Source organism: Caldicellulosiruptor sp. DIB 104C (assembly GCF_028198085.1).
In the GTDB taxonomy this organism is placed as follows: domain Bacteria; phylum Bacillota; class Thermoanaerobacteria; order Caldicellulosiruptorales; family Caldicellulosiruptoraceae; genus Caldicellulosiruptor; species Caldicellulosiruptor saccharolyticus.
Genome location: NZ_CP116337.1, coordinates 2,423,748 through 2,443,636 on the forward strand (window position 1 = coordinate 2,423,748; position 19,889 = coordinate 2,443,636).

The window sequence follows — 19,889 nt, forward strand, 5'->3', positions numbered from 1 at the left end:
ACATAGATTTAACTTTATTTAAACAAAAATTTAACATAAGTTTAATCTAAATTAAACAAATTACTACTATACTGTAAATTGATAAAACCAAACCGAGGAGGGGTTCTTAAGATGAAAAGTTTTAAGATTTCAAAAAAACTGTTTTCAGCTTTGATTTTAACTTGTTTTGCGATGTCAATTTTACTAACAGGTATCTTTGCATTTGGTCAGTCACTTTTTGTTAAGTCAAAGTCACTTCCAACAACTGTATCACAAAAACAGATTGTAATCACATTTTCTCAAGAGATCTCAAAAGGTCCGAATTTCGGAAAGATAGCACTTCTAAAAAATAAAAAGTCTAAGGTTCCAATTTCAACGTCTATAACTGCAAACAAGCTTGTTGTTGCCATCAAACAATCACTTGTCGCAAAAGCACAGTACCAACTTACAGTTCCTGCAAATGCTGTTAAAGGCTCAAAAGGAGGTTTAAATTCAGAGCTAAAATTTTCATTTATTCCACAGTCAACATCAGCAAATCTTTCTGGAAGGATACTCATTGCAGGTTCAACATCTGTTCAGCCACTTGCCGATGAGCTTGCTAAATACTTCATGCAGCAAAATCCAAAGGTTTCTATTGAGGTTCAAGGTGGAGGGTCATCTGTTGGTATAAAATCCGCTATCCAAGGCATTGTTGATATTGGAACATCATCAAGAGAACTCACAGAGGATGAGACAAGGCAGCTTTCCGCAAAAGGTTGGCAGCAGATAAAGATTGCAGAAGATGGAATAGCAGTAATTGTTCACAAGACAAATCCAGTTTCTAACTTGAGTGTTGAGCAAACAAGAGATATCTTCTCTGGCAAAATTAAAAACTGGAAAGAGGTTGGCGGTAAAAACGCTCCTATTGTAGTTGTTACACGTGAGGAAGGCTCAGGTACAAGAGGAGCATTTGAAGAGATAGTTATGGGCAAAGCAAAGATAACAGACTCGGCAATTGTCCAGCCATCAACAGGTGCTGTCAAAACAACAGTATCACAGGATGAAAATGCAATTGGATTTATTTCTCTTGGCGTTTTAGACAGTACAGTAAAAGGTGTAAAGGTTGATGGAGTTGAGCCAACTGAGAAAAATGTAAAGCTTGGAAAGTACAAAGTTAAAAGGCCATTCCTCTTCTTAGTATCAAAGAATCCAAGTAGAGTGACAAAAGCATTTGTAGACTTTGTACTATCAGATGAAGGTCAGACAATTGTCGCAAAGAATTATATCTCCGTTAAATAAAAAAATAGCAAGATAGAAGGGGGGACATACTATTAGCATGAATAAATTTTTAAAATCTAAAAAGGCTTCTATAATCTCGGTACTTCTTATTCTCTGTCTTGTTTTTAGCACCCTTGTCTTTGCAAGCCAAAACAGTAGCGAACAGTCTAACAAAGTCAAGAACGTAATACTCATGATACCAGATGGCATGACAATAGCTCACACCACTTTGGCAAGATGGTATCAAGGCGGAGAACCACTTTCAATGGATGAGATAGCATGTGGGCTTGTGAGAACATACTCAGCAAACAACCCAATAACAGACTCAGCACCAGCTGCAACAGCATATGCAACAGGATACAAAACACAAAACAGATATCTTTCCATCTACCCGGAGATTGCTTCAATGCCAGGTGTTGGTCAGGTTGAAGAAAAAGACTTCTTCAAACCAATTGTGACAATCTTAGAAGCAGCAAAAAAGTTTGGAAAGTCAACAGGCCTTGTTGTAACTTGTCAATTTCCTCATGCAACCCCTGCAGCTTTTGCTGCACACACAGATAATAGGAATGACTATGAAGGTATAGCTGAACAAATGGTTTACAATCAGGTTGATGTGGTACTTGGTGGTGGGTGGAAGTATATTGACAAAAATCAAAGAAAAGACAAAGAAGATTTAGTTCAATATTTAAGAGATAATGGATTTGTTGTAACAACAAAGTGGGAAGATTTGAAAAATGAATCGCCAAGAAAGGTTTGGGGACTTTTTGCTCAAGATGCAATGCACTATGAATTTGACAGAAATGGCACAGGCGAACCTTCCTTGGCAGAGATGACACAAAAAGCACTGCAGATTTTATCAAAAAATAAAAATGGATTCTTCTTGATGGTTGAAGGAAGCGAAATAGACTGGGCATCACATGCAAATGACCCTGTTGGTGTTGTCTCAGAGGTGTTGGCATTTGACAAGGCAGTAAAAGTAGCCTTAGATTTTGCAAAATCAAGAGATGACACAGCAGTAATAATTGCACCAGACCACAACAACGGTGGAATGACCTTAGGAAATTACTCAGCTCAAGTAGATTCTGTTTTGCTCAATGATTTCTTAAAATATATCAAAAAAGCAAAAAGAACAGGCAGCGGAATTGAAGATTTGCTTGGAAACAACAGAACAGATGAGAATATCAAAAATATAGTTTCACAATATTACGGAGTTGACAATCTCACTCAAGATGAAATAGATGCAATCAAAAAGGCGCCAGCAGGAAGGCTTAACTATGTTCTTGGTCCAATCATCAGCAAGCGTTCATATATCGGCTGGACTACAAATGAGCACACAGGTGAAGACGTTGTACTTTATGCGTATCATCCAAACGGATACGTTCCTCATGGTGTTATAGACAACACAGAAGTTTGTGATTATATGGCTGATATTTTGGGAATAGACCTTGGAAGCTTCAATGAAAATAGTTACATCTCAAATGTAGACTTAGAAGAAAAAGGTTACAATGTGACAATTGATACAAGCAATCCAAATAATATTCAGCTTGTGATAAACAGCAAGGGCAAGACATATATTGTTCCACAAAATAAGAATGTAGTAATTGAAGGAAACAAACAATATACTCTCAAATATGTAAGTGCGTATATTACAAGTGCAAAGAGATTCTTTGTGTCAAGTGAGATAGAAGAAATATTGAAATAGATTAAAGATAATTTGTGCCCTCACAAAAATGTGTGGGGGCATTTTCTTTTTAAAAAAAATACCTCCTCATATTACGAGGAGGTCTGCGGGGATTTTTTATTTATTCTAACGATTATTTCGTAGTATGCTTCAGTTTTATTTTCTTTAATATCATAATTTATATCAGTCTTTTGGAAAATTTTCAAGGCCTTTTTTATGGTATTGTAAATAACCCTACAATCATTCATTGAAACCTTAATTGCTTTTCCATTTTTTGTTACTTTCTTATTGTTAAGGTACTCTGAAATTAGTCTTTCGGTCTGAGCAACTGTAAGTCCATTTTCAATTATCTTTGGAATTATGTATTTCATATCTTCCTCTGATTCAAGCTTCAAAAGAGCTCGTGCATGTCGCTCAGACAGTTCATTTTCACGAATTATCCAACGAACATCAGGAGGAAGTGACAAAAGCCTTATCTTGTTCGCAATAGCACTTTGTGTCTTGCCAACTCGTTTTGCTATCTCAACCTGAGTTAGGCCAAACTCTTCTATAAGCTGTTTGTAACCTTGCGCCTCTTCAAAAAAATCAAGGTCCTGACGCTGGATGTTCTCTATAAGTGCCAATATTGCACTTTCAATGTCTGTGACATTTATGACAATTGCTTTAATCTTATCAAAACCAAGATGTTTGCAAGCTCTAAGTCTTCTCTCACCTGCAATTAGGTAATAAACCTCACCACGTTTTCTCACAATTATTGGCTGCAAAAGCCCATAATTTTTTATTGACTCAGCAAGCCCTTCGATAAGCTTTTCATCAAAATTAGTTCTCGGCTGAAAAGGATTTGGCAAAACCTTATCTATAGGTATCATCTCAATAGTATAAAGCTCTTTTTCCATATCCAACTTGTTTGTTTGCCTAATTAAAAGTGAAAACAACTTTATAAAGCCCCTTCCTTTTTTATTCAACATTTTCTGCTAATAATATTTCTACTTCAATTTAAAATCTCCTTCTTTTTATTTCAAGATTTTTCAGACATTTTCAATCAGATTTTGACAAATTTTTTATCAACTAAGGGGCTTTTTTATTATTTGCTTTGTTTTTCTGGGAAACTCAATCGGAGTTTGTCGCAATTTTCTTATGACAATTATACTTCTTTTCTCATCTGATTCTGGCAATGTGAATTTTTCAATCTTCTCTATCTCACCACCAAGCATTGCAATTGCATTTTTGGTGCTCTCAAGCTCATCCTCACATTCAAAACCTTTCTGGGCCAAAAAAGCTCCACCAATCTTCAAAAGAGGAAGCGCGTACTCGCAAAGCACATTTAGTTTGTCCACAGCTCTTGCAAACGCAAAGTCAAAACTCTCTCTAAACTCAACCTCTTTCCCAAGTTCTTCTGCTCTTTGGCAGACAACTTCAATGCCAGATAAACCCAAATGGTCTTTTGCTTCACTCATAAAATTGCACTTTTTCTTGTTAGAATCATTCAAAACCAAGCTCATGCTTGGTTTTGCAATTTTCACAGGAATACCAGGAACTCCAAAGCCAGAACCAATGTCAATTGCGCGCACTAATTTGCCATCACCGTTTTGAAGAAATTTTATCAAAGAAAGTGAGTCTGCAATGTGTTTTATCACAAACTCATCTTCATTTTCAATTGCTGTGAGATTAAAGTGTTTATTTTTCTCAAGAACTAATTTCATAAATCTCAAAAGAAGTTCTTTTACAACAGGACTATTTTTTACACTATAAAACTCTAAAACTCTATCTAAAAGCTCCATTTTTGCCTTTGCCCCTTTTAAAAATTTAAAACTGACAACGAGCATTCTATTTAGAACCTTTTTTTGCTTGTTCAAGCCAGATTAAAAGCACCGAAATATCAGCAGGCGACACACCAGATATTCTTGATGCCTGGCCAATCGAAGCAGGTCTTATTTGAGAAAGTTTTTGTTTAGCCTCAGTTGAAAGACCAGAAATCTGATTATAGTCAACCCACTCAGGAATCTTTTTTGTTCTCAAGCTTTTTGAACTGTTCAATTTGCTGTAGCTGTTTTTTGATATATCCCTCATACTTTATCTCAATTTCAACCTCTTCCTTCACAGAACGTGGCAAGTCCGGCCGCTGAGGGTCAATCTCGCGCAAAGCTTCATATGAAAGCTCGGGCCTTTTCAAAAGCTCTGATAGCTTTACACCTGTTGAAATAGGCGACGAACCATGTTCAATTAAAAATTTGTTCACCTTATCACTTGGTGCAATCACGGTCTTTTTTAAACGCTCTATCTCATCTTCAATCATTTTTTTCTTTTTCAAAAATTTCTCATATCTTTCCTGTGATATAAGCCCAATTCTATACCCAATCTCTGTAAGCCTCAAATCAGCATTGTCCTGACGCAAAATGAGTCTATATTCAGCCCTTGATGTCATGATTCTGTAAGGTTCATTTGTGCCTTTTGTTACAAGATCATCTATCAAAACACCAATATATGCCTGAGACCTGTCTAAAACCAGCATCTCTTTTCCTTTTACATACATCGCAGCGTTAATCCCAGCGATGATTCCTTGTGCTGCTGCCTCTTCATACCCAGAGGTTCCGTTTATCTGGCCTGCTGAGAAAAGTCCTTTGATTTTCTTAAACTGCAAAGTAGCCTCAAGCTGCAACGGATTTATGCAGTCATATTCAATTGCATATGCAGGGCGCATTATCTGCACATTTTCAAGGCCAATCACGCTTCTGTACATCTTAATCTGAACATCTTCTGGCAATGACGAAGACATTCCTTGAACGTACATCTCTTCAGTATCTCGTCCCATTGGTTCGATGAACACCTGATGCCTTGGCTTGTCTGCAAACCTCACAACCTTGTCCTCAATAGAAGGACAGTACCTTGGCCCAACACCCTGAATAAGCCCTGTAAAAAGTGGTGCGCGGTGAAGATTTTCTCTTATTATTCTATGAGTCTCCTCTGTTGTATATGTCAAATAGCAAGGGACTTGCTCTATTTCCAGTGTCTCGTGTTCAAACGAAAATGGAGTTATAACCTCATCACCGAGCTGTATTTGCATCTTTGAAAAGTCCAAAGACCTTCTGTGCACCCTTGCAGGAGTACCTGTTTTGAACCTCATCATTTCAATCCCAAGCTTTTTGAGACTTTCTGTAAGGTACTTAGCTGGGTGCATACCATCAGGCCCACCATCATACACAGTCTCACCTATTATAATCCTGCCACCAAGAAATGTGCCAGTGGCAAGCACAACCGCTTTTGCCCTAAAAATTGCACCAGTTGTGACCTTTACACCAGTGACTTTGCCATCCTCAACCAAAATATCACAAACCTCGCCCTGTCTGATGTCAAGGTTTGGCTGGCTCTCGAGCACCCTTTTCATATACAGTTTGTATCTTGCTCTGTCACACTGAACTCGAAGTGAGTACACAGCAGGACCTTTTGCCCTGTTGAGAATCCTCACCTGAATGGCTGTTGCATCTGCAGCTTTTCCCATCTCACCGCCAAGCGCATCTATCTCACGCACCAAGTGACCTTTGCCAGTGCCGCCTATGCTTGGGTTGCACGGCATATTCCCGATTGAATCTAAGTTTATAGCAAACACAATTGTTTTCAAACCAAGTCTTGCGCAAGCTAAAGCTGCCTCACACCCTGCATGACCTGCACCAACAACCGCAACGTCATACTCTCCTGCAATAAATTCCATCTTTCAGCTTCTGCCCCCTTTAAAAACTTTAAAACTTACAGTCTTGCCCAGAAGTAGATCTAATATTCATTTCCCAATACAGAACATTGAAAATATCCTATCAACCATGTCTTCTGTGACGTTTTTGCCTGTTATCTGATATATGCTATTAAGTGCGTTTTTGAGGTCAATTGATAGAATGTCAAGCGGAACACTGTAGAGGTTTTGCTTTGCAGAAGCCAAAAACTCTTTTGCTTTTAAAAGAAGTTCTTTGTGTCTTAAATTTGTTATCAGCACTTCATCAAACCCTTCAATATTTTGTTCCAAAATAGCCTCTTTTATTGTCTTTTCAACAAGCTCTAAATTCTCATCCTTTGCAATGGAAATGAATATTCCTTCTTTGCCAAAAAGCTTTTTTAGCTCATCCTGTGATATATTTATACCCTTATCAGTTTTGTTTACTAAGACTATATATTTTTTATTCTTTATGCTACTGAAAATCTCAATATCCTCCTTAGTAATCCCATCTGACTCAACCATGAAAATCACAAGGTCAGCTCTCTCAACGCTCTTGAGAGTTCTCTCAACACCAATTTTTTCTACGACATCCTCTGTCTGCCTCACACCTGCTGTGTCAACAAGGATAATTGGTATTCCCTCGATGTCTAAAACCTCTTCAATTACATCTCTTGTTGTGCCAGGGATGTCTGTGACAATTGACCTTTCTTCTTTCAATAGTCTGTTTAAAAGAGAAGACTTTCCAACGTTTGGCCTTCCGACAATTACTGTGTAAATTCCACTTTTTATTGCTCTTCCTGTTTCATATGTCTTCAAAAGCCTATCTATCTTTTCTAAAGCAGTATCAATGCTTTTTTCAATCTCGTGTGGAGATATCTCATCAACCTCGTGTTCAGAAAAGTCAATTGACGCTTCAATTGAAGATATTAAATTTAGCAAAATCTCTGCTATCTCATCTATCTTTTTGCTAAGAACCCCTTTTAACTGTTTTGCAGCGTTTTTTTGCAAAAGCTCTGTTTTTGAATTTATTATATCAATTATAGCCTCTGCCTGCGACAGATCAAGCCTGCCGTTTAAAAACGCCCTTTTTGTAAACTCGCCGGGCATTGCATGGCGTGCCCCATTTTTTATAACCGCTTCTAAAATTCTTCTCAAAACAACCATGCCACCGTGAGACTGAATCTCAACAACATCTTCACCTGTGTACGAATGAGGCGCTTTGAATTTTATCAAAATGGCCTGGTCAATAAACTCGTCATTGTCATACACCTCAACCAAAGCTGCATATCTGACAGGTATATCATAAATGCTATTGAATCTTTTACTCTTTATTATTTTCCCTGCAACTTCAATTGAATTCTGCCCAGAGATTCTAATTATCCCAATCCCGCCAGTGCCAATTGGGGTTGAAATTGCTGCAATTGTATCAAATTCCATATTTACAATACCCCTTTTTTGAAAGTTTTCAAGATACAAACAAAGCAGGGTAAAAACTTACCCTGCTTCAAGCACTTTTTTATTTTAAAGTTATAACCACTTTTCTATATGGTTCTTCTCCTTCTGAGTAAGTTGTCACAAACCGGTGGTTTTGCAGTGTTGTGTGTATAATTCTTCTTTCATACGGTGTCATTGGTCTTAGCTTAATACTCTTTTTGCTTCTTGCAACTTTGTCTGCAAGAGAAAGTGCAAGACGTCTGAGTCGTTCTTCTTTTTTCTTTCTGAAGTTCTGACAGTCAAGGATTATTCTCACAGATTCCTCCTCAGGTGCCCCCCTGTTCACAATAATACCCGTCAAAAACTGAAGCGCATCTAAAACCTCACCGTCTTTACCAATTAATTGATAGGTATTCTTCCCAAATAGATTTACTTTTATGAACTCCCCATCTTTTAATATGTCCATCCTCTCAATCTTAACATTCATCTTGCTACACACTTCTGACAAAAACTCTTGAATCTTCTCCTCAGGCGTTTGTTTGAGTATGACCTTTACCTTTGCTGGCCTTGCTCCAATTATCCCCAAAAGTCCTTTTGACCCCTCGTCAATTACCTGAACCTCAACCTTTTCACGCGAAACACCAAGTTCTTTTAAAGCAAGCTCAACAGCCTCATCTACCGTTTTTGCTATTTTTTCTACACATTTCATAAACTGTCTCCTCCAAAAAGAAATTTTACATTATTTCTTTTTCTTTTTACTGCTCCCTTGCGACCTTGTCATTTGCTGTTTTAGCTTTTCAAGCTCTTTTTTCCTCATCTGCTCTTCTCTTTTCTGCTCCTCTTCTTTTTCCTGTTCTGCCTGCCCTTGTTTTTCCAAGTCTTCATCAGAGCTCTCTTTCCCCAGCTTTTCCTGTTCTTTGTTCACACCATCTTTTCCCTGCTGCATTTTAGCTTGATTTTCAAGCTGCTTTTTCTTCTCCTCTTCCTCTTTCTTGTGCTTTAGTTTCTTGTAAACAACTTCATTCGCAATGAACTGCTGCAGGATTGAAAACAGGTTTGTTACCGTCCAGTACACAACAAGTCCGGCTGGTACCTGCAGTGCAATAAAGTATGACATAAGAGGGCTGAAAATCATCATTGTCCTGTTCATACCTTCTGCCATTGCGTTTGACTGAGATTGAGCATACTGTGGATTGAATCTTTTCTGGCTGTTTGTGGAAAACCATATTGATAAAAACATTGTAGCAGCACTTAAGATTGGCAAAACAATAAGCTCTTTTTGAGCAAGGTTAATACCAAAAAAGTGCATGTCAAGTCCAAGCTTTTGTGCTTCGTTGATTATTGTCTGAGTTATTTCATACCCAGCTTTCCCTTGAACAAGGTCTCTTACGTACTGATGGGTTTTTCCCAAAACGTAAACAAGCGGATTTTGGAATACATAGTAGAGCGCAAACAAAATGGGAATCTGAACTAAAAGCGGCCAGCATCCACTTGCAGGATTGTACCCTGTCTCTTGATAGAGCTTTAGCATCTCTTCTTGCATCTTTCTCTGGTCGCCTTTGTACTTTTGCTGGATTTCCTGGATTCTTGGTGCAACCTCTGCCATTTTAGATGTTGAGGCAATTTGCTTTATATACAGCGGAAGAAGCAGCCCTCTTACAATCAATGTAAGAAGGATAATGGCTATTCCATAGCTTCCTGGAATATTTGCTCCATGTAAAAAGTCATATATTAACTTCAAAAGTCTCCCAAGTGGAATCGCTAAGAAATCAAGCCATGTAGGATTCAAAACCTTTTCCTCCTTGATTTTGCTAATTGTGATATTTTATTATAGCGGATCATATCCTCCTGGATGAAATGGGTGACATTTTATAATTCTTTTAAACCCAAGCCACAGTCCATAAAATCCATACTTTTCTATAGCCTGCAAGGTGTATTCTGAGCATGTAGGGTAAAACCTGCAACTTGGCACAACCTTCATAGGAGATATAACCTTCTGATAAAATCTTATCAAAAATTTTATAATCAGTAAAATATATTTTCTTACCCTCATCTTTCATTCCTCTTTGAAAAGTCTAAGCCTTTTGAAGGCTCTCTCAAGCTCATCCCTGTAGTCTTTTAAACATATCTCTCTTGCCTTTATCTTTTCTTCCTTTGTCTTTCTTGCCAAAACAACAATGTCAAACCCTTTTTTTATTCTCTCAAAATTTTCCAAATACCATGCTTTTACAATTCTTTTAAACCGATTTCTTGCGGTAGCTTTGCCAAGCTTTGATGACATTGAAACGCCAAGTCTACTGTACTCCAGCCCGTTCTTCAAAGAGTACACAACTACATTTTTCTCTGCTGCAAACCTTCCTTTTCTGATACATGCCTCAAACTCTTCACTTTTTTTGATACTTACTATCTTTTTCATCTCTTTGTTTTCCTTTACATTGCCCTTCTTATGCACTTGTCTTGTATCACATAACATTGTGTTTTTAAGCAAAAAGACCACCTTTGAAGTTGAGAGTGGTCTTTTTTACACAGCAAGTCTCTTTCTACCTTTTAATCTTCTTCTTTTGAGAACCTTTCTTCCGCCTCTTGTTCTCATTCTAACCAAAAAACCGTGTGTTCTCTTTCTTCTCTTGTTATGTGGCTGGTATGTTCTTTTCATATTATTCCACCTCCTACAATAAAATTTTCAAAAATTTTCTATGATTTTAACTGCGTGGTTGCCACTTTTATACTTACTTATAATAAAACAAGATTTATTATACTGCAAATGATATTAAAAAGTCAAAGGGGGTTTTAGAGGAACTTTCGATATTATTCAAAACTTCTTGAATACACGCCTTTAAATCTGGAGAGAATATCAAATAGAAAAAAAAAGACTTTAAGAGCAAAGAATGAAGAAAAACAACTTGTCGCAGACAAAGTCTATCTCAACAAGCTATGATCAGAATTTAGAGAACGTAAAAAGTGAATTTGGAAATTTTAGTGACCTTATTATAAGAGAGTTCAAAATTGGACCCAAAAAAGACATAAGAGCATTTTTAGTAATGGTTGATGGACTTGTTGACAAGCTTGTTATAAATGAACATATTTTAAAGCCACTTATGAAAGATACTTATCTATATCAAAACCAGCAATACACACCTCAAGATTTGTACAAATTTATTAAAGATTGTATCCTGTACAGTCACTGTATAACAGAAGAATTTGATTATGCAAAGACTATTCATAGTATCCTGTGCGGGGATGTTGCCCTTTTTGTTGATGGTATTGACAGAGCGCTTTTAGTATCTGTGCGCGGATGGGAATCACGTGGAATTGAAGAGCCAAATACAGAGGTTGTTGTAAGAGGACCTCGTGAGGGATTTACAGAAAATTTACGAACTAACACAGCTCTAATCAGAAGAAAGATTCGCGACCCAAAGCTCAAAATAGAATCAATGAAGATAGGTAGAATTTCAAAGACAGACATCGCAATATGCTATATTGAGTCAATTGCCAAAAAAGAGCTTGTAGATGAGGTAAAAAGAAGGCTCGAAAAGATTGACATGGATTATATCTTAGAGTCAGGATACATTGAAGCATTTATAGAAGATGGTAAATACTCCATCTTTTCTACAGTTGGAAACTCTGAAAAACCTGACGTTGTTGTTGGAAAGCTAATGGAAGGAAGGGTTGCTATCCTTGTTGATGGCACACCTTTTGCTCTAACCGTGCCATACCTTTTTGTTGAGGCTTTTCAAACAAGCGAAGATTATTACTCAAGACCATATTATTACAGTATAGTCAGGCTTTTGAGATACTTTTCGTTTTTTGTGTCAACAACACTGCCGGCAATTTACATTGCTATAACAACATTCCATCAAGAGCTTTTGCCAACATCGCTTTTGATAAGCATTGCAAGTGCCCAGGCAGGAATACCTTTCCCATCTTCAGTTGAAACACTGACCATGCTTCTTATATACGAAATCTTGAAAGAAGCTGGTGTTAGGCTTCCTCGACCTGTTGGTCAAGCAATATCAATTGTGGGCGCCCTTGTAATTGGTGATGCAGCAGTGTCAGCAGGACTTATCGGTGCACCAATGGTTGTAACAGTTGCATTTACTGCAATCTCCACATTCATGATTCCTGCTATCTCAGATGCGTGTACAATCATAAGGTTTGCATGTGTTATTATGGCGAGCATTTGCGGTCTTTATGGGATAATGCTTGTGTGGATTTTAATGTTAATTCATCTTTGCCATCTTAAGTCTTTTGGAGTAAACTTCCTTGCACCAATTGCACCTACAATCTTGCATGATTTAAAAGATGTCTTTGTTCGCTTCCCATGGAATATACTCAAGAAAAGACCTATTGTTTTTACCAAAAAATTTTAAAATCATTTTGAGCTAAAACTATAAAAACTTTCACATAGGTGGTTTTGAAAAATGTCAAACTCAAGAATCACATACAACCAATTTTTATGCCTTTTTTTTGTGAACAGAATAGTAATGGTACTTACATTCTTGCCAATATTCAATGCACCACCAAAAAATCAGGATGTGTGGTTGTCTGTTGTGTTCATGTATCCATTTTCAATCCTAAGCTCACTGCCACTTATATATCTTTGCAATATGTTTCCCAACCATACATTTACAAATATTTTAAACATTGTTTTTGGAAAGCTTGGAAGTATAATTGCAATCTTTTACCTTTGGTTTTTCTTTCACATAACAGCAATCCAGATAGGCCAGTTCGTAGAGTTTATGGCAACTGCAGTAATGCCAGAGACATCTATTTTGTTTTTAATAATCGCAATGTTGATTGTCTCTTCATACGCTGTGTACAAAGGACTTGAGACCTTGGCAAGATTTTCTCAAATCACAACATTTACAACAATCTTCAGTCTTGCTATAATTATGGTAATTTCAATCAAGTTTGTGGACCTTTCGGCTCTAAAGCCTGTCTTTGAAAAAAATATAAGCCAGCCTATAATTGGTGGAATATACCTTTGTTCTCTAAGTTCTGAGATAATCACAATTGGTATGATAAATCCTTATATAGTGAACTACCATCCACCTGAAGAGGTGGAGGCTTTAGTGAGAAGTTTGGCAGCCTCTTAAGCCACCCTTATTCTCACAGGGTGGTTCACACACCCACTACTGGCTATCTGCTTTACTGCAGACTCACCAGCTACCTTCAAAAGTATATTTATCGCACCATTTATATCCGCATTCACTACATTTCTACAGCCCTTGCATACATACAGTCCCCTGTGTTTCCTATTGCTCTTATCTACTATCCCACACCTGCTACATCTTTGTGATGTAAAGCTTTCATCCACTTCCATATATCCTATTCCATAATACATACACTTTGATTTTAGCTTCCTCTTGAACTTGTCATACGGTATCCCCACAAAATTTTGATTGTTTATAGCCCCAAGGTCTATCCCCTGTTTTATACCTTTCATTCTGCCAACAACTACTGCAGATATTTGATTGTTCAAACAGTGCTTAATTATCAAATTCACAGCCTGATTCAAAAAATTCTCAATTATATGCTGTCTTTTGCGAGAAACTAAAGCAAGTTTTCTGCCACATTTTATCCCCTGCTTGCTGTAAATCGACTGAAGTCTTGCCCTTTGTTTGTTGTACCATCGGTTGACTGATTTTAAAAACCTGCCTTCTATCAAAAAGGCAGTCCCGATGGTATCAACCACCGCTGCAAAATTGTCAAGCCCTAAGTCTATCCCTAAATATCTGCTCAAATCAAAAACTTTAAATTGCTGCTTGTCTTCATACACATACTCAATCTCAAACCATCTACCATTAAATCTTGGTACTATCCTGACTTCTTTAAGCTTTTTGCCAAGAACAGTTTGTGGCAACCCAAAATACAAATACCTTACACCAAACTCCTTTGCAAACTTTCTGCCAAGACTTAATCGTATTTTTTTGTCTTCTATTTTGAACTGGTCCTTGGAAAAAACTATCTGATACATCCCATCCTTCGGCAGGTATTTGGGTATTGAAACTTTTTCTTCTATCTTCCTTTCTTTTTTGGCTTTCAAAAGACTTAGAAAAGATTTAAAAGCCTCATCCACTGAAATAAGTGTTTGCTGGGCAACCTGCGATGGCAAAAGTCTGTAGTTTTCATTTTCTTTTACAAGATGATATACACTTTCATATCGCAGACATTGCTGAGTTTTAAAGTAGTGTTGTCTTATATGGTATAAGGCATAGTTGTACAGGTTTTTTGAAAAGTGGCAAAGTCGACGAAGCACTCTATATGTTTGTTTATCACATCTTATATGATTTTTCTGAGTTCTGTACATTTTAATCACCTGAGGAATATTATATCATATTTTTAGCAATTCATCTCCATCTTGTAGAAGATGGAGTCTTCTTGCTTTATTTTTGATAAAGATTTACGAGTTTGTAAAAATGACAAACACAAAATCAAAAGTAGGATTTGCTCCTTTTGTCGAAATTAAAAGACCTATTGCCCTATCGTCTGAAAACTACATGTTTTTTGTCTCAAAAACAGCCGTGTTTGACAACTTTAAGCTTATTGGTTATCTAAATCACAATGAAACAAGAGGAGTTTTGTGGGTCTTGAACAAGATAAAAAGCGGGATATATCCAATTGAGAATAAAAACTGGTCAATTTCGCTTGAGCTTATCCACAGCAGCAATAAAATCCTTACAAAAAATGCCAAAAATAAGGTTCTTTTTAAAATAGAGATAATCTCAGAGGTAAATCTTGGGGAAAAGGAAAAGGGTCTTCAGTTTACACAAAAAAACATAGAAGAAGTCAAAAAAGAGTTTTCAAAGAGCATCTCAAAAGACATAAACCAAGCTCTAAAAAAATCGTTTGAACTCAGAGCTGATATACCACATTTTCAGGATATATACTACATCAAGTACAAAAAACCATTAAAATTTGACAAACAAAGAATAGCCGTGAGCATTACTGTCAAACCTTTTATAAGACGGTTTGGAATGCTAAAAAACTGAAGTAGGGTGATTCTTTTAAGATGAACATCTTTTTTATAGTCTTAGGATATACCTTGACCGCTCTGATTCAATATAAAATTTTAAAATCAAGGTATTTACAGAAGGAGATGTTTTTTACCTTTTCTTTAATTTTAACAGGGCTTTTTTTGAGCCTTTTTATAACCATCCAGAAAATTGTTCCAAACCCTCACAAACTGATTGAATTTCTTATTGAAAAGCTTTACTCAATCTTTTGAGTGTAAAAAAACAATATGTAAACCCATTATCCCATCATTATTATTGAAAATTGAAATCAAAATTCACAAAGTCAAATTATGTAAACTTTTAAATTAAAACTTGTCCACAAATTCGAACTGGACAGGAAACAGCAAAGTCAGAATAAATCTTTTTGGGTTAACCATTGTTAAATTAGATTTTCACATGTGAAAAATAGAATTTCATAAAATTAATCAACAGAAATAATCCACATATCCACAGATTTTATCCACAGATTTTTAACAGGGTGTAAATAATCTCTCCACTGTGGAAAATTTGATTCTTGAAAAAAAATTTTCTTGTTGATGTGAATAATTTTTTTTGATATATTTAATAGTGCTCTTAAGATTTAAAAACAAAATTTCGGTTGTGAAAAATATTTATCCACAACTGTTGATAACATTGTGGATAAAGCCTAAGAATTTAGGCGATTATTTTTTTGTTTACATACTCAAAATATCCACAACCAATTATATTACATACAAAAGGGTGGATTTGAAAATGGTTGATTACGACGTTAACAAAGTATGGGAGGATATAAAGGAGGTCATTAAAAAAGAGCTAAATCCAAGCCCGACAGATATTTCATACAACACATGGGTGGAGACTCTTGTTCCAATCTGTTTTGATGAGAATGATACATTCATACTAAAGGCATTTGCAGATTTTCACAGGGAGATTGTCATAAACAGGTATTCACTTTTGATTTTAAACGCACTGAGGCAGCTTTACTCACCTCATTTGAGTTTAAAAGTAATCTTGCCAAACGAGGTTGAAAAGTACAAAAAGTACATAAAGCAAAAACAAGAAGAAAAAGTTGAAATCACAACAACTTTAAATCCAAAATACACATTTGAAACCTTTGTAGTTGGGAACAATAATAGGCTTGCTCATGCTGCAGCCTTGGCAGTTGCAGAAACACCACCGGGAGAAAAGACATACAACCCACTTTTTATCTACGGTGGAGTTGGGCTTGGAAAAACTCATCTTATGCATGCAATCGGCCACCATGTACTAAAGCTCTATCCTGATACAAAGGTCATGTATGTGACATCAGAAATATTCACAAACGAGCTGATTGCAGCAATTCGCGATGAAAAGACTGATGAATTTAGGATGAAATACAGAAACGTCGACGTTCTTTTGATTGACGATATCCAGTTTTTAGGTGGAAAAGAAAGGACCCAAGAAGAGTTTTTCCACACATTCAACACACTGTATGAAGCAAATAAAAAGATAATTCTGTCCTCAGACAGGCCGCCAAAAGAGATAAACACATTAGAAGACAGGCTCAGATCCCGCTTTGAATGGGGACTTATAACTGATATACAGCCACCTGACTTTGAGACGCGAATTGCAATCTTGAGCAAAAAGTGCCAGCTTGAAGGAACGCCAGTTCCACAGCACATTTTAGAGTTCATAGCCTCAAAGATTGAGACAAACATAAGAGAGCTCGAAGGTGCCTTAAATAAGATCTTAGCATACTCAAAGCTGATGGCACCTGACAAGGAAATCACCTTAGAGCTTGCTGAAAAGGCCCTAAAAGAGTTTATAGATACAAACACCAAAAAAGAGCTCACAATTGAAGATATTCAAGCAGAGGTTGCAGGTTATTTTAATATCAAACTAGAAGATTTTAAATCATCAAGAAGGTCTCGAAATGTAGCATTTCCACGCCAAATTGCAATGTACTTAGCAAGAGAGCTCACAAATGTATCCTTGCCTAAAATAGGGGAAGCCTTTGGCGGAAAAGACCACACAACAGTACTTCACGCTTGTGAAAAAATTAAAGAACTTATCAACAAGGATACTAACATAAGAAATACTGTGGAAAACCTAAAAAAACGACTTATCAACAGGGAATAAACAACTGTGGATAACTTATGTGTGAATTTGATTTTTCACAAGTGAATTTAGTTGAAAACCACTTAAATTATCCACAATGTTTTTAAGCTTTTCAAATTCACATTTTTCAAGGACTTGCACACATTTTTAACTTATCCACAGGTATTATTAGTACTACTACTGGTAGAGTTTTATTTAAGCTTGCGTGCAAATACCCCCAATAAAAGAGGAGGGAACAAAAATGAGATTTGTTGTAGACAAAAGCACTCTGCAAGATAATATTTCCAAGGTAATACCTGCGGCAGCATCAACAAAGGTAACATCAGTTTTGGAATGTGTATTAATTGAAGCAGAAGATGTAGTTGTATTTACCACAAACGATATGAGGATGCAAATGCAAACAGAATTTCAGGCAGAGATTTTAGAAAGGGGAGCAGCACTTGTCAAGGCAAAGCTTCTATCTGATATTGTAAAAAAACTTCCATCTGGCGACATTGAAATAATAAGAGAGGACAACGAGGTAAAAATCAGGTGCCAGAAAATAGAGTTCAGACTCCCAACTCTTGACCCACTTGACTTTCCAAAGATGGACAGAAAGCCGATAGACAGCTTTTGTGAGTTTGCAGCAACCGAGTTTGAAGACGCCATGGATAAGGTTATATTTGCAACATCTAAGGATGAGACAAGGCCTACATTTACAGGAGTGCTTTTTGAAAGAGAAGGAGATAGTGTAAACCTCGTCGGTATGGACGGGCACAGGCTCGCAATTTGCAAATTAAAACCAATTGAAGTAGACGGCGAGTTTTCAAAGATTGTGCCAGCTGAGAACTTAGATGATATAACAAAGATAATAGACATTGAAGAAGCAGAAAAGGTAAGAGTTTCGTTCTTTGAAAATCAGGCTCTGTTTGAGATAGGCTCGACCAGCGTCATTGTAACCCTCATATCAGGTAGATTTTTTGACTATAAAAATGTCATTCCGACAGAGTATTCAACAAAGATTTCAATCTCAGCAGATGTTTTAGAGAGCACACTTGAAAGAGCATCAATTGTTTCAAAGGATGAGAAAACAAATGTCCAAGCTGTTATATTTGAGGTTTCTGGTATGATGTTCAGGGTCATGTCATATTCAACAGATGGAAGGTACGAAGAAGATGTTCTTTGCGATGTTGAAGGAAAAGACATCAGAATTGGGTTTAATGTTAAATACTTTTTAGATGTTCTAAAGGTTTTAGATGGAGGAGTAGACATTTACATTACATCACTTACAAGCCCGAGCGTTGTAAAGCAGCAAGGGGATGAGGGCTACATCTATCTTGTGCTTCCTGTTAAGATGCCAGAATAAGCTTTTTGATTTGGGGTTTTGAAAAGATGATAATAAAGAGTATTTACCTTGAAAATTTTAGAAATCATAAGGAAAGGTTTTTTGAGTTCAAAGATGGAATAAATTTGATTTTAGGTAAAAACGCCTCAGGAAAGACAAACCTTCTTGAGGCTATATATTTTTGTCTTTGTGGAAAGTCTTTTAAATCAAAGGATACAAATCTCATCAGTTTCGATAGCGAATATTTTAAGCTTGAAGCAAGTATTTTAGCAAATGACGTTGAATATGGTATATTATGCTATGTAGACAGGCTCGGTCAAAAGAGAATAATGATAAATGAGAAGAAAATAAATAGGCTATCCGAGCTTATAGAAAAATTCAAATTTGTGCATTTTGAGCCAGATTCGACAGAGCTTATAAAGCAAGACCCAAAAGTGCGACGAAAGTTTTTGGATATGGAGGTTGCAAAACTATACCCTTACATGATAAAAACCTTTCAAGACTATCAAAAAGCCTTGATGAGCAGAAACGCTTTTTTGAAAAGTTATGATAAAAAGGATATAATAGATGTGTATGATATTGAGCTTTCTAAATTGGGTTGTCAGATATTAAAAAAAAGAGAAGAGACAATAAAGAGGTTGTCTGAGGCAACAAAGGAGATTTGGTACAAAGTGTTTGAAGACAAAAGCACAATTGATATTGTCTTCAGACCCTCTATTCCATCATCAAGTGAGGAAGAGTATTACAGCCAACTTAAGAAGCAGTTTGAAAAGGATGTTCAGATGGGGTTTACAACCAAAGGTGTTCACAGAGATGATTTTGATGTTTTTATAAACGGCCAAAATGCAAAAGAATATGCCTCAGAAGGCCAAATTAAGTTTGCATGCATTGCAATCTCTCTTGCATCTGCAAAGCTTTTTGAAAAACCAGTTTTGCTTTTAGATGATATATTCTCAGAGCTTGACAGTGAAAAAAGAAAAAATGTTTTAAAGCTTTGTAAAGATTATCAAGCAATTATAACCTCTGCAGATGAGAAAGACAGTTTAGTAAAAACAGGGCTTTTGAGCCATGATATAAATCTCATTCAACTTTAAATCTTCTTTTAAAAAATCCATAGGGATGTGAAGGTATGTTCGCTCATATAGGTGAGGATTATGTTGTAAACAGTTCAGAGCTTCTTTTGATAATGAGCTACGACATTTTTATGAGCTCTGAAGATAACTTAAGAATTTTGGAAAGTCTTAAAAACGAAGATAGGCTTGTTGTCATAAACGATGATTTGAAAAAGTCAATTATAATCCTTGAGATTGATGGAAGACTGTATGCTATTGTCTCTCCTGTGTCCTCAACAACAATTGCAAAAAGGTTTTTGAATTTTAATTACTATGTAGACAACTACTTAGATGAAAGTTAAAG

General features: G+C 36.4%; 19 protein-coding genes and 1 pseudogene. 10 read left to right on the forward strand and 10 right to left on the reverse strand.

Annotation, left to right across the window (positions count from 1 at the left end; all coding sequences use genetic code 11):
* The first annotated feature begins 111 nt into the window (after positions 1-111).
* Together PGC14_RS11870 and PGC14_RS11875 are read left to right on the forward strand one after the other, a co-directional pair.
* Positions 112-1,257, forward strand: a complete 1,146-nt coding sequence (locus PGC14_RS11870; protein WP_039765770.1) for a phosphate ABC transporter substrate-binding protein — start codon at positions 112-114, stop codon at positions 1,255-1,257.
* A gap of 37 nt (positions 1,258-1,294) precedes the next feature.
* Positions 1,295-2,938, forward strand: a complete 1,644-nt coding sequence (locus PGC14_RS11875) for an alkaline phosphatase (RefSeq protein WP_039765774.1) — start codon at positions 1,295-1,297, stop codon at positions 2,936-2,938.
* A gap of 71 nt (positions 2,939-3,009) precedes the next feature.
* On the opposite strand, the gene PGC14_RS11880 is transcribed toward PGC14_RS11875, so the two are convergent.
* The 9 genes and pseudogenes from PGC14_RS11880 to rpmH form a co-directional block, all read right to left on the reverse strand.
* The gene (locus tag PGC14_RS11880) at positions 3,010-3,852 is read right to left on the reverse strand and encodes a ParB/RepB/Spo0J family partition protein (protein ID WP_051109311.1); all 843 of its coding nucleotides are present in this window, start codon (positions 3,850-3,852) and stop codon (positions 3,010-3,012) included.
* A gap of 129 nt (positions 3,853-3,981) precedes the next feature.
* Complete coding sequence (gene rsmG, locus PGC14_RS11885) at positions 3,982-4,698, reverse strand: 16S rRNA (guanine(527)-N(7))-methyltransferase RsmG (RefSeq protein ID WP_039765817.1); 717 nt, start codon at positions 4,696-4,698, stop codon at positions 3,982-3,984.
* A 46-nt stretch (positions 4,699-4,744) separates the two neighbouring features.
* Positions 4,745-6,626: pseudogene (mnmG, locus tag PGC14_RS11890) on the reverse strand (tRNA uridine-5-carboxymethylaminomethyl(34) synthesis enzyme MnmG).
* A gap of 66 nt (positions 6,627-6,692) precedes the next feature.
* Complete coding sequence (gene mnmE / locus PGC14_RS11895) at positions 6,693-8,060, reverse strand: tRNA uridine-5-carboxymethylaminomethyl(34) synthesis GTPase MnmE (protein WP_039765780.1); 1,368 nt, start codon at positions 8,058-8,060, stop codon at positions 6,693-6,695.
* Positions 8,061-8,139: 79 nt separating this feature from the next.
* Entirely contained in the window at positions 8,140-8,766 is a 627-nt protein-coding gene (gene jag / locus PGC14_RS11900; RefSeq protein WP_011918254.1) for an RNA-binding cell elongation regulator Jag/EloR, read from the reverse strand.
* A gap of 30 nt (positions 8,767-8,796) precedes the next feature.
* On the reverse strand, positions 8,797-9,846 hold the full coding sequence (locus tag PGC14_RS11905) for a YidC/Oxa1 family membrane protein insertase (protein ID WP_271629049.1): 1,050 nt from the start codon (positions 9,844-9,846) through the stop codon (positions 8,797-8,799).
* Between the two features lie 39 nt (positions 9,847-9,885).
* Positions 9,886-10,110 (reverse strand): membrane protein insertion efficiency factor YidD, encoded by a 225-nt coding sequence (yidD, locus tag PGC14_RS11910; RefSeq protein WP_271629050.1) that lies wholly within the window; start codon positions 10,108-10,110, stop codon positions 9,886-9,888.
* Positions 10,111-10,113: 3 nt separating this feature from the next.
* Positions 10,114-10,473, reverse strand: a complete 360-nt coding sequence (gene rnpA, locus PGC14_RS11915; protein ID WP_039765819.1) for a ribonuclease P protein component — start codon at positions 10,471-10,473, stop codon at positions 10,114-10,116.
* 105 nt (positions 10,474-10,578) lie between these two features.
* Positions 10,579-10,713, reverse strand: coding sequence for a 50S ribosomal protein L34 (gene rpmH, locus PGC14_RS11920; protein WP_011918258.1), 135 nt, complete (start codon positions 10,711-10,713; stop codon positions 10,579-10,581).
* A gap of 232 nt (positions 10,714-10,945) precedes the next feature.
* Between rpmH and PGC14_RS11925 the strand changes: the two genes are divergently transcribed.
* Together PGC14_RS11925 and PGC14_RS11930 are read left to right on the forward strand one after the other, a co-directional pair.
* The gene (locus PGC14_RS11925) at positions 10,946-12,427 is read left to right on the forward strand and encodes a spore germination protein (RefSeq protein ID WP_039765785.1); all 1,482 of its coding nucleotides are present in this window, start codon (positions 10,946-10,948) and stop codon (positions 12,425-12,427) included.
* A gap of 51 nt (positions 12,428-12,478) precedes the next feature.
* Positions 12,479-13,153 (forward strand): GerAB/ArcD/ProY family transporter, encoded by a 675-nt coding sequence (locus PGC14_RS11930; RefSeq protein ID WP_271629051.1) that lies wholly within the window; start codon positions 12,479-12,481, stop codon positions 13,151-13,153.
* Here PGC14_RS11930 and PGC14_RS11935 read toward each other — a convergent pair.
* Positions 13,150-14,367: an RNA-guided endonuclease InsQ/TnpB family protein gene (locus PGC14_RS11935; protein WP_271629052.1), complete on the reverse strand. Its 1,218-nt coding sequence runs from the start codon at positions 14,365-14,367 to the stop codon at positions 13,150-13,152. The two genes, PGC14_RS11930 and PGC14_RS11935, sit on opposite strands and share 4 nt — an antisense overlap.
* A gap of 82 nt (positions 14,368-14,449) precedes the next feature.
* Between PGC14_RS11935 and PGC14_RS11940 the strand changes: the two genes are divergently transcribed.
* From PGC14_RS11940 to remB, 6 genes are all read left to right on the forward strand, one after another.
* A complete protein-coding gene (locus PGC14_RS11940) occupies positions 14,450-15,049 on the forward strand; it encodes a Ger(x)C family spore germination C-terminal domain-containing protein (protein WP_271629053.1) in 600 nt (199 codons plus the stop codon).
* 20 nt (positions 15,050-15,069) lie between these two features.
* Positions 15,070-15,285 (forward strand): hypothetical protein, encoded by a 216-nt coding sequence (locus tag PGC14_RS11945; protein ID WP_271629054.1) that lies wholly within the window; start codon positions 15,070-15,072, stop codon positions 15,283-15,285.
* 520 nt (positions 15,286-15,805) lie between these two features.
* A complete protein-coding gene (gene dnaA, locus PGC14_RS11950) occupies positions 15,806-17,170 on the forward strand; it encodes a chromosomal replication initiator protein DnaA (protein ID WP_039765791.1) in 1,365 nt (454 codons plus the stop codon).
* 220 nt (positions 17,171-17,390) lie between these two features.
* Positions 17,391-18,494: a DNA polymerase III subunit beta gene (dnaN, locus tag PGC14_RS11955; RefSeq protein ID WP_039765792.1), complete on the forward strand. Its 1,104-nt coding sequence runs from the start codon at positions 17,391-17,393 to the stop codon at positions 18,492-18,494.
* A gap of 26 nt (positions 18,495-18,520) precedes the next feature.
* A complete protein-coding gene (gene recF / locus PGC14_RS11960; RefSeq protein ID WP_039765794.1) occupies positions 18,521-19,567 on the forward strand; it encodes a DNA replication/repair protein RecF in 1,047 nt (348 codons plus the stop codon).
* A 35-nt stretch (positions 19,568-19,602) separates the two neighbouring features.
* Positions 19,603-19,887, forward strand: coding sequence for an extracellular matrix regulator RemB (gene remB, locus PGC14_RS11965; protein ID WP_011915636.1), 285 nt, complete (start codon positions 19,603-19,605; stop codon positions 19,885-19,887).
* Positions 19,888-19,889 lie beyond the last annotated feature (2 nt).

What these genes read in the sequence shown, in the direction of transcription:
- PGC14_RS11870 (WP_039765770.1), top strand. Translation starts at nt 112, where the DNA reads ATGAAAAGTTTTAAGATTTCAAAAAAACTGTTTTCAGCTTTGATTTTA.
- PGC14_RS11875 (WP_039765774.1), top strand. Translation starts at nt 1,295, where the DNA reads ATGAATAAATTTTTAAAATCTAAAAAGGCTTCTATAATCTCGGTACTT.
- rsmG (WP_039765817.1), bottom strand. Translation starts at nt 4,698, where the DNA reads ATGGAGCTTTTAGATAGAGTTTTAGAGTTTTATAGTGTAAAAAATAGT.
- mnmE (WP_039765780.1), bottom strand. Translation starts at nt 8,060, where the DNA reads ATGGAATTTGATACAATTGCAGCAATTTCAACCCCAATTGGCACTGGC.
- jag (WP_011918254.1), bottom strand. Translation starts at nt 8,766, where the DNA reads ATGAAATGTGTAGAAAAAATAGCAAAAACGGTAGATGAGGCTGTTGAG.
- yidD (WP_271629050.1), bottom strand. Translation starts at nt 10,110, where the DNA reads ATGAGGGTAAGAAAATATATTTTACTGATTATAAAATTTTTGATAAGA.
- rnpA (WP_039765819.1), bottom strand. Translation starts at nt 10,473, where the DNA reads ATGAAAAAGATAGTAAGTATCAAAAAAAGTGAAGAGTTTGAGGCATGT.
- rpmH (WP_011918258.1), bottom strand. Translation starts at nt 10,713, where the DNA reads ATGAAAAGAACATACCAGCCACATAACAAGAGAAGAAAGAGAACACAC.
- PGC14_RS11925 (WP_039765785.1), top strand. Translation starts at nt 10,946, where the DNA reads ATGAAGAAAAACAACTTGTCGCAGACAAAGTCTATCTCAACAAGCTAT.
- PGC14_RS11930 (WP_271629051.1), top strand. Translation starts at nt 12,479, where the DNA reads ATGTCAAACTCAAGAATCACATACAACCAATTTTTATGCCTTTTTTTT.
- PGC14_RS11935 (WP_271629052.1), bottom strand. Translation starts at nt 14,367, where the DNA reads ATGTACAGAACTCAGAAAAATCATATAAGATGTGATAAACAAACATAT.
- PGC14_RS11945 (WP_271629054.1), top strand. Translation starts at nt 15,070, where the DNA reads ATGAACATCTTTTTTATAGTCTTAGGATATACCTTGACCGCTCTGATT.
- dnaA (WP_039765791.1), top strand. Translation starts at nt 15,806, where the DNA reads ATGGTTGATTACGACGTTAACAAAGTATGGGAGGATATAAAGGAGGTC.
- dnaN (WP_039765792.1), top strand. Translation starts at nt 17,391, where the DNA reads ATGAGATTTGTTGTAGACAAAAGCACTCTGCAAGATAATATTTCCAAG.
- recF (WP_039765794.1), top strand. Translation starts at nt 18,521, where the DNA reads ATGATAATAAAGAGTATTTACCTTGAAAATTTTAGAAATCATAAGGAA.
- remB (WP_011915636.1), top strand. Translation starts at nt 19,603, where the DNA reads ATGTTCGCTCATATAGGTGAGGATTATGTTGTAAACAGTTCAGAGCTT.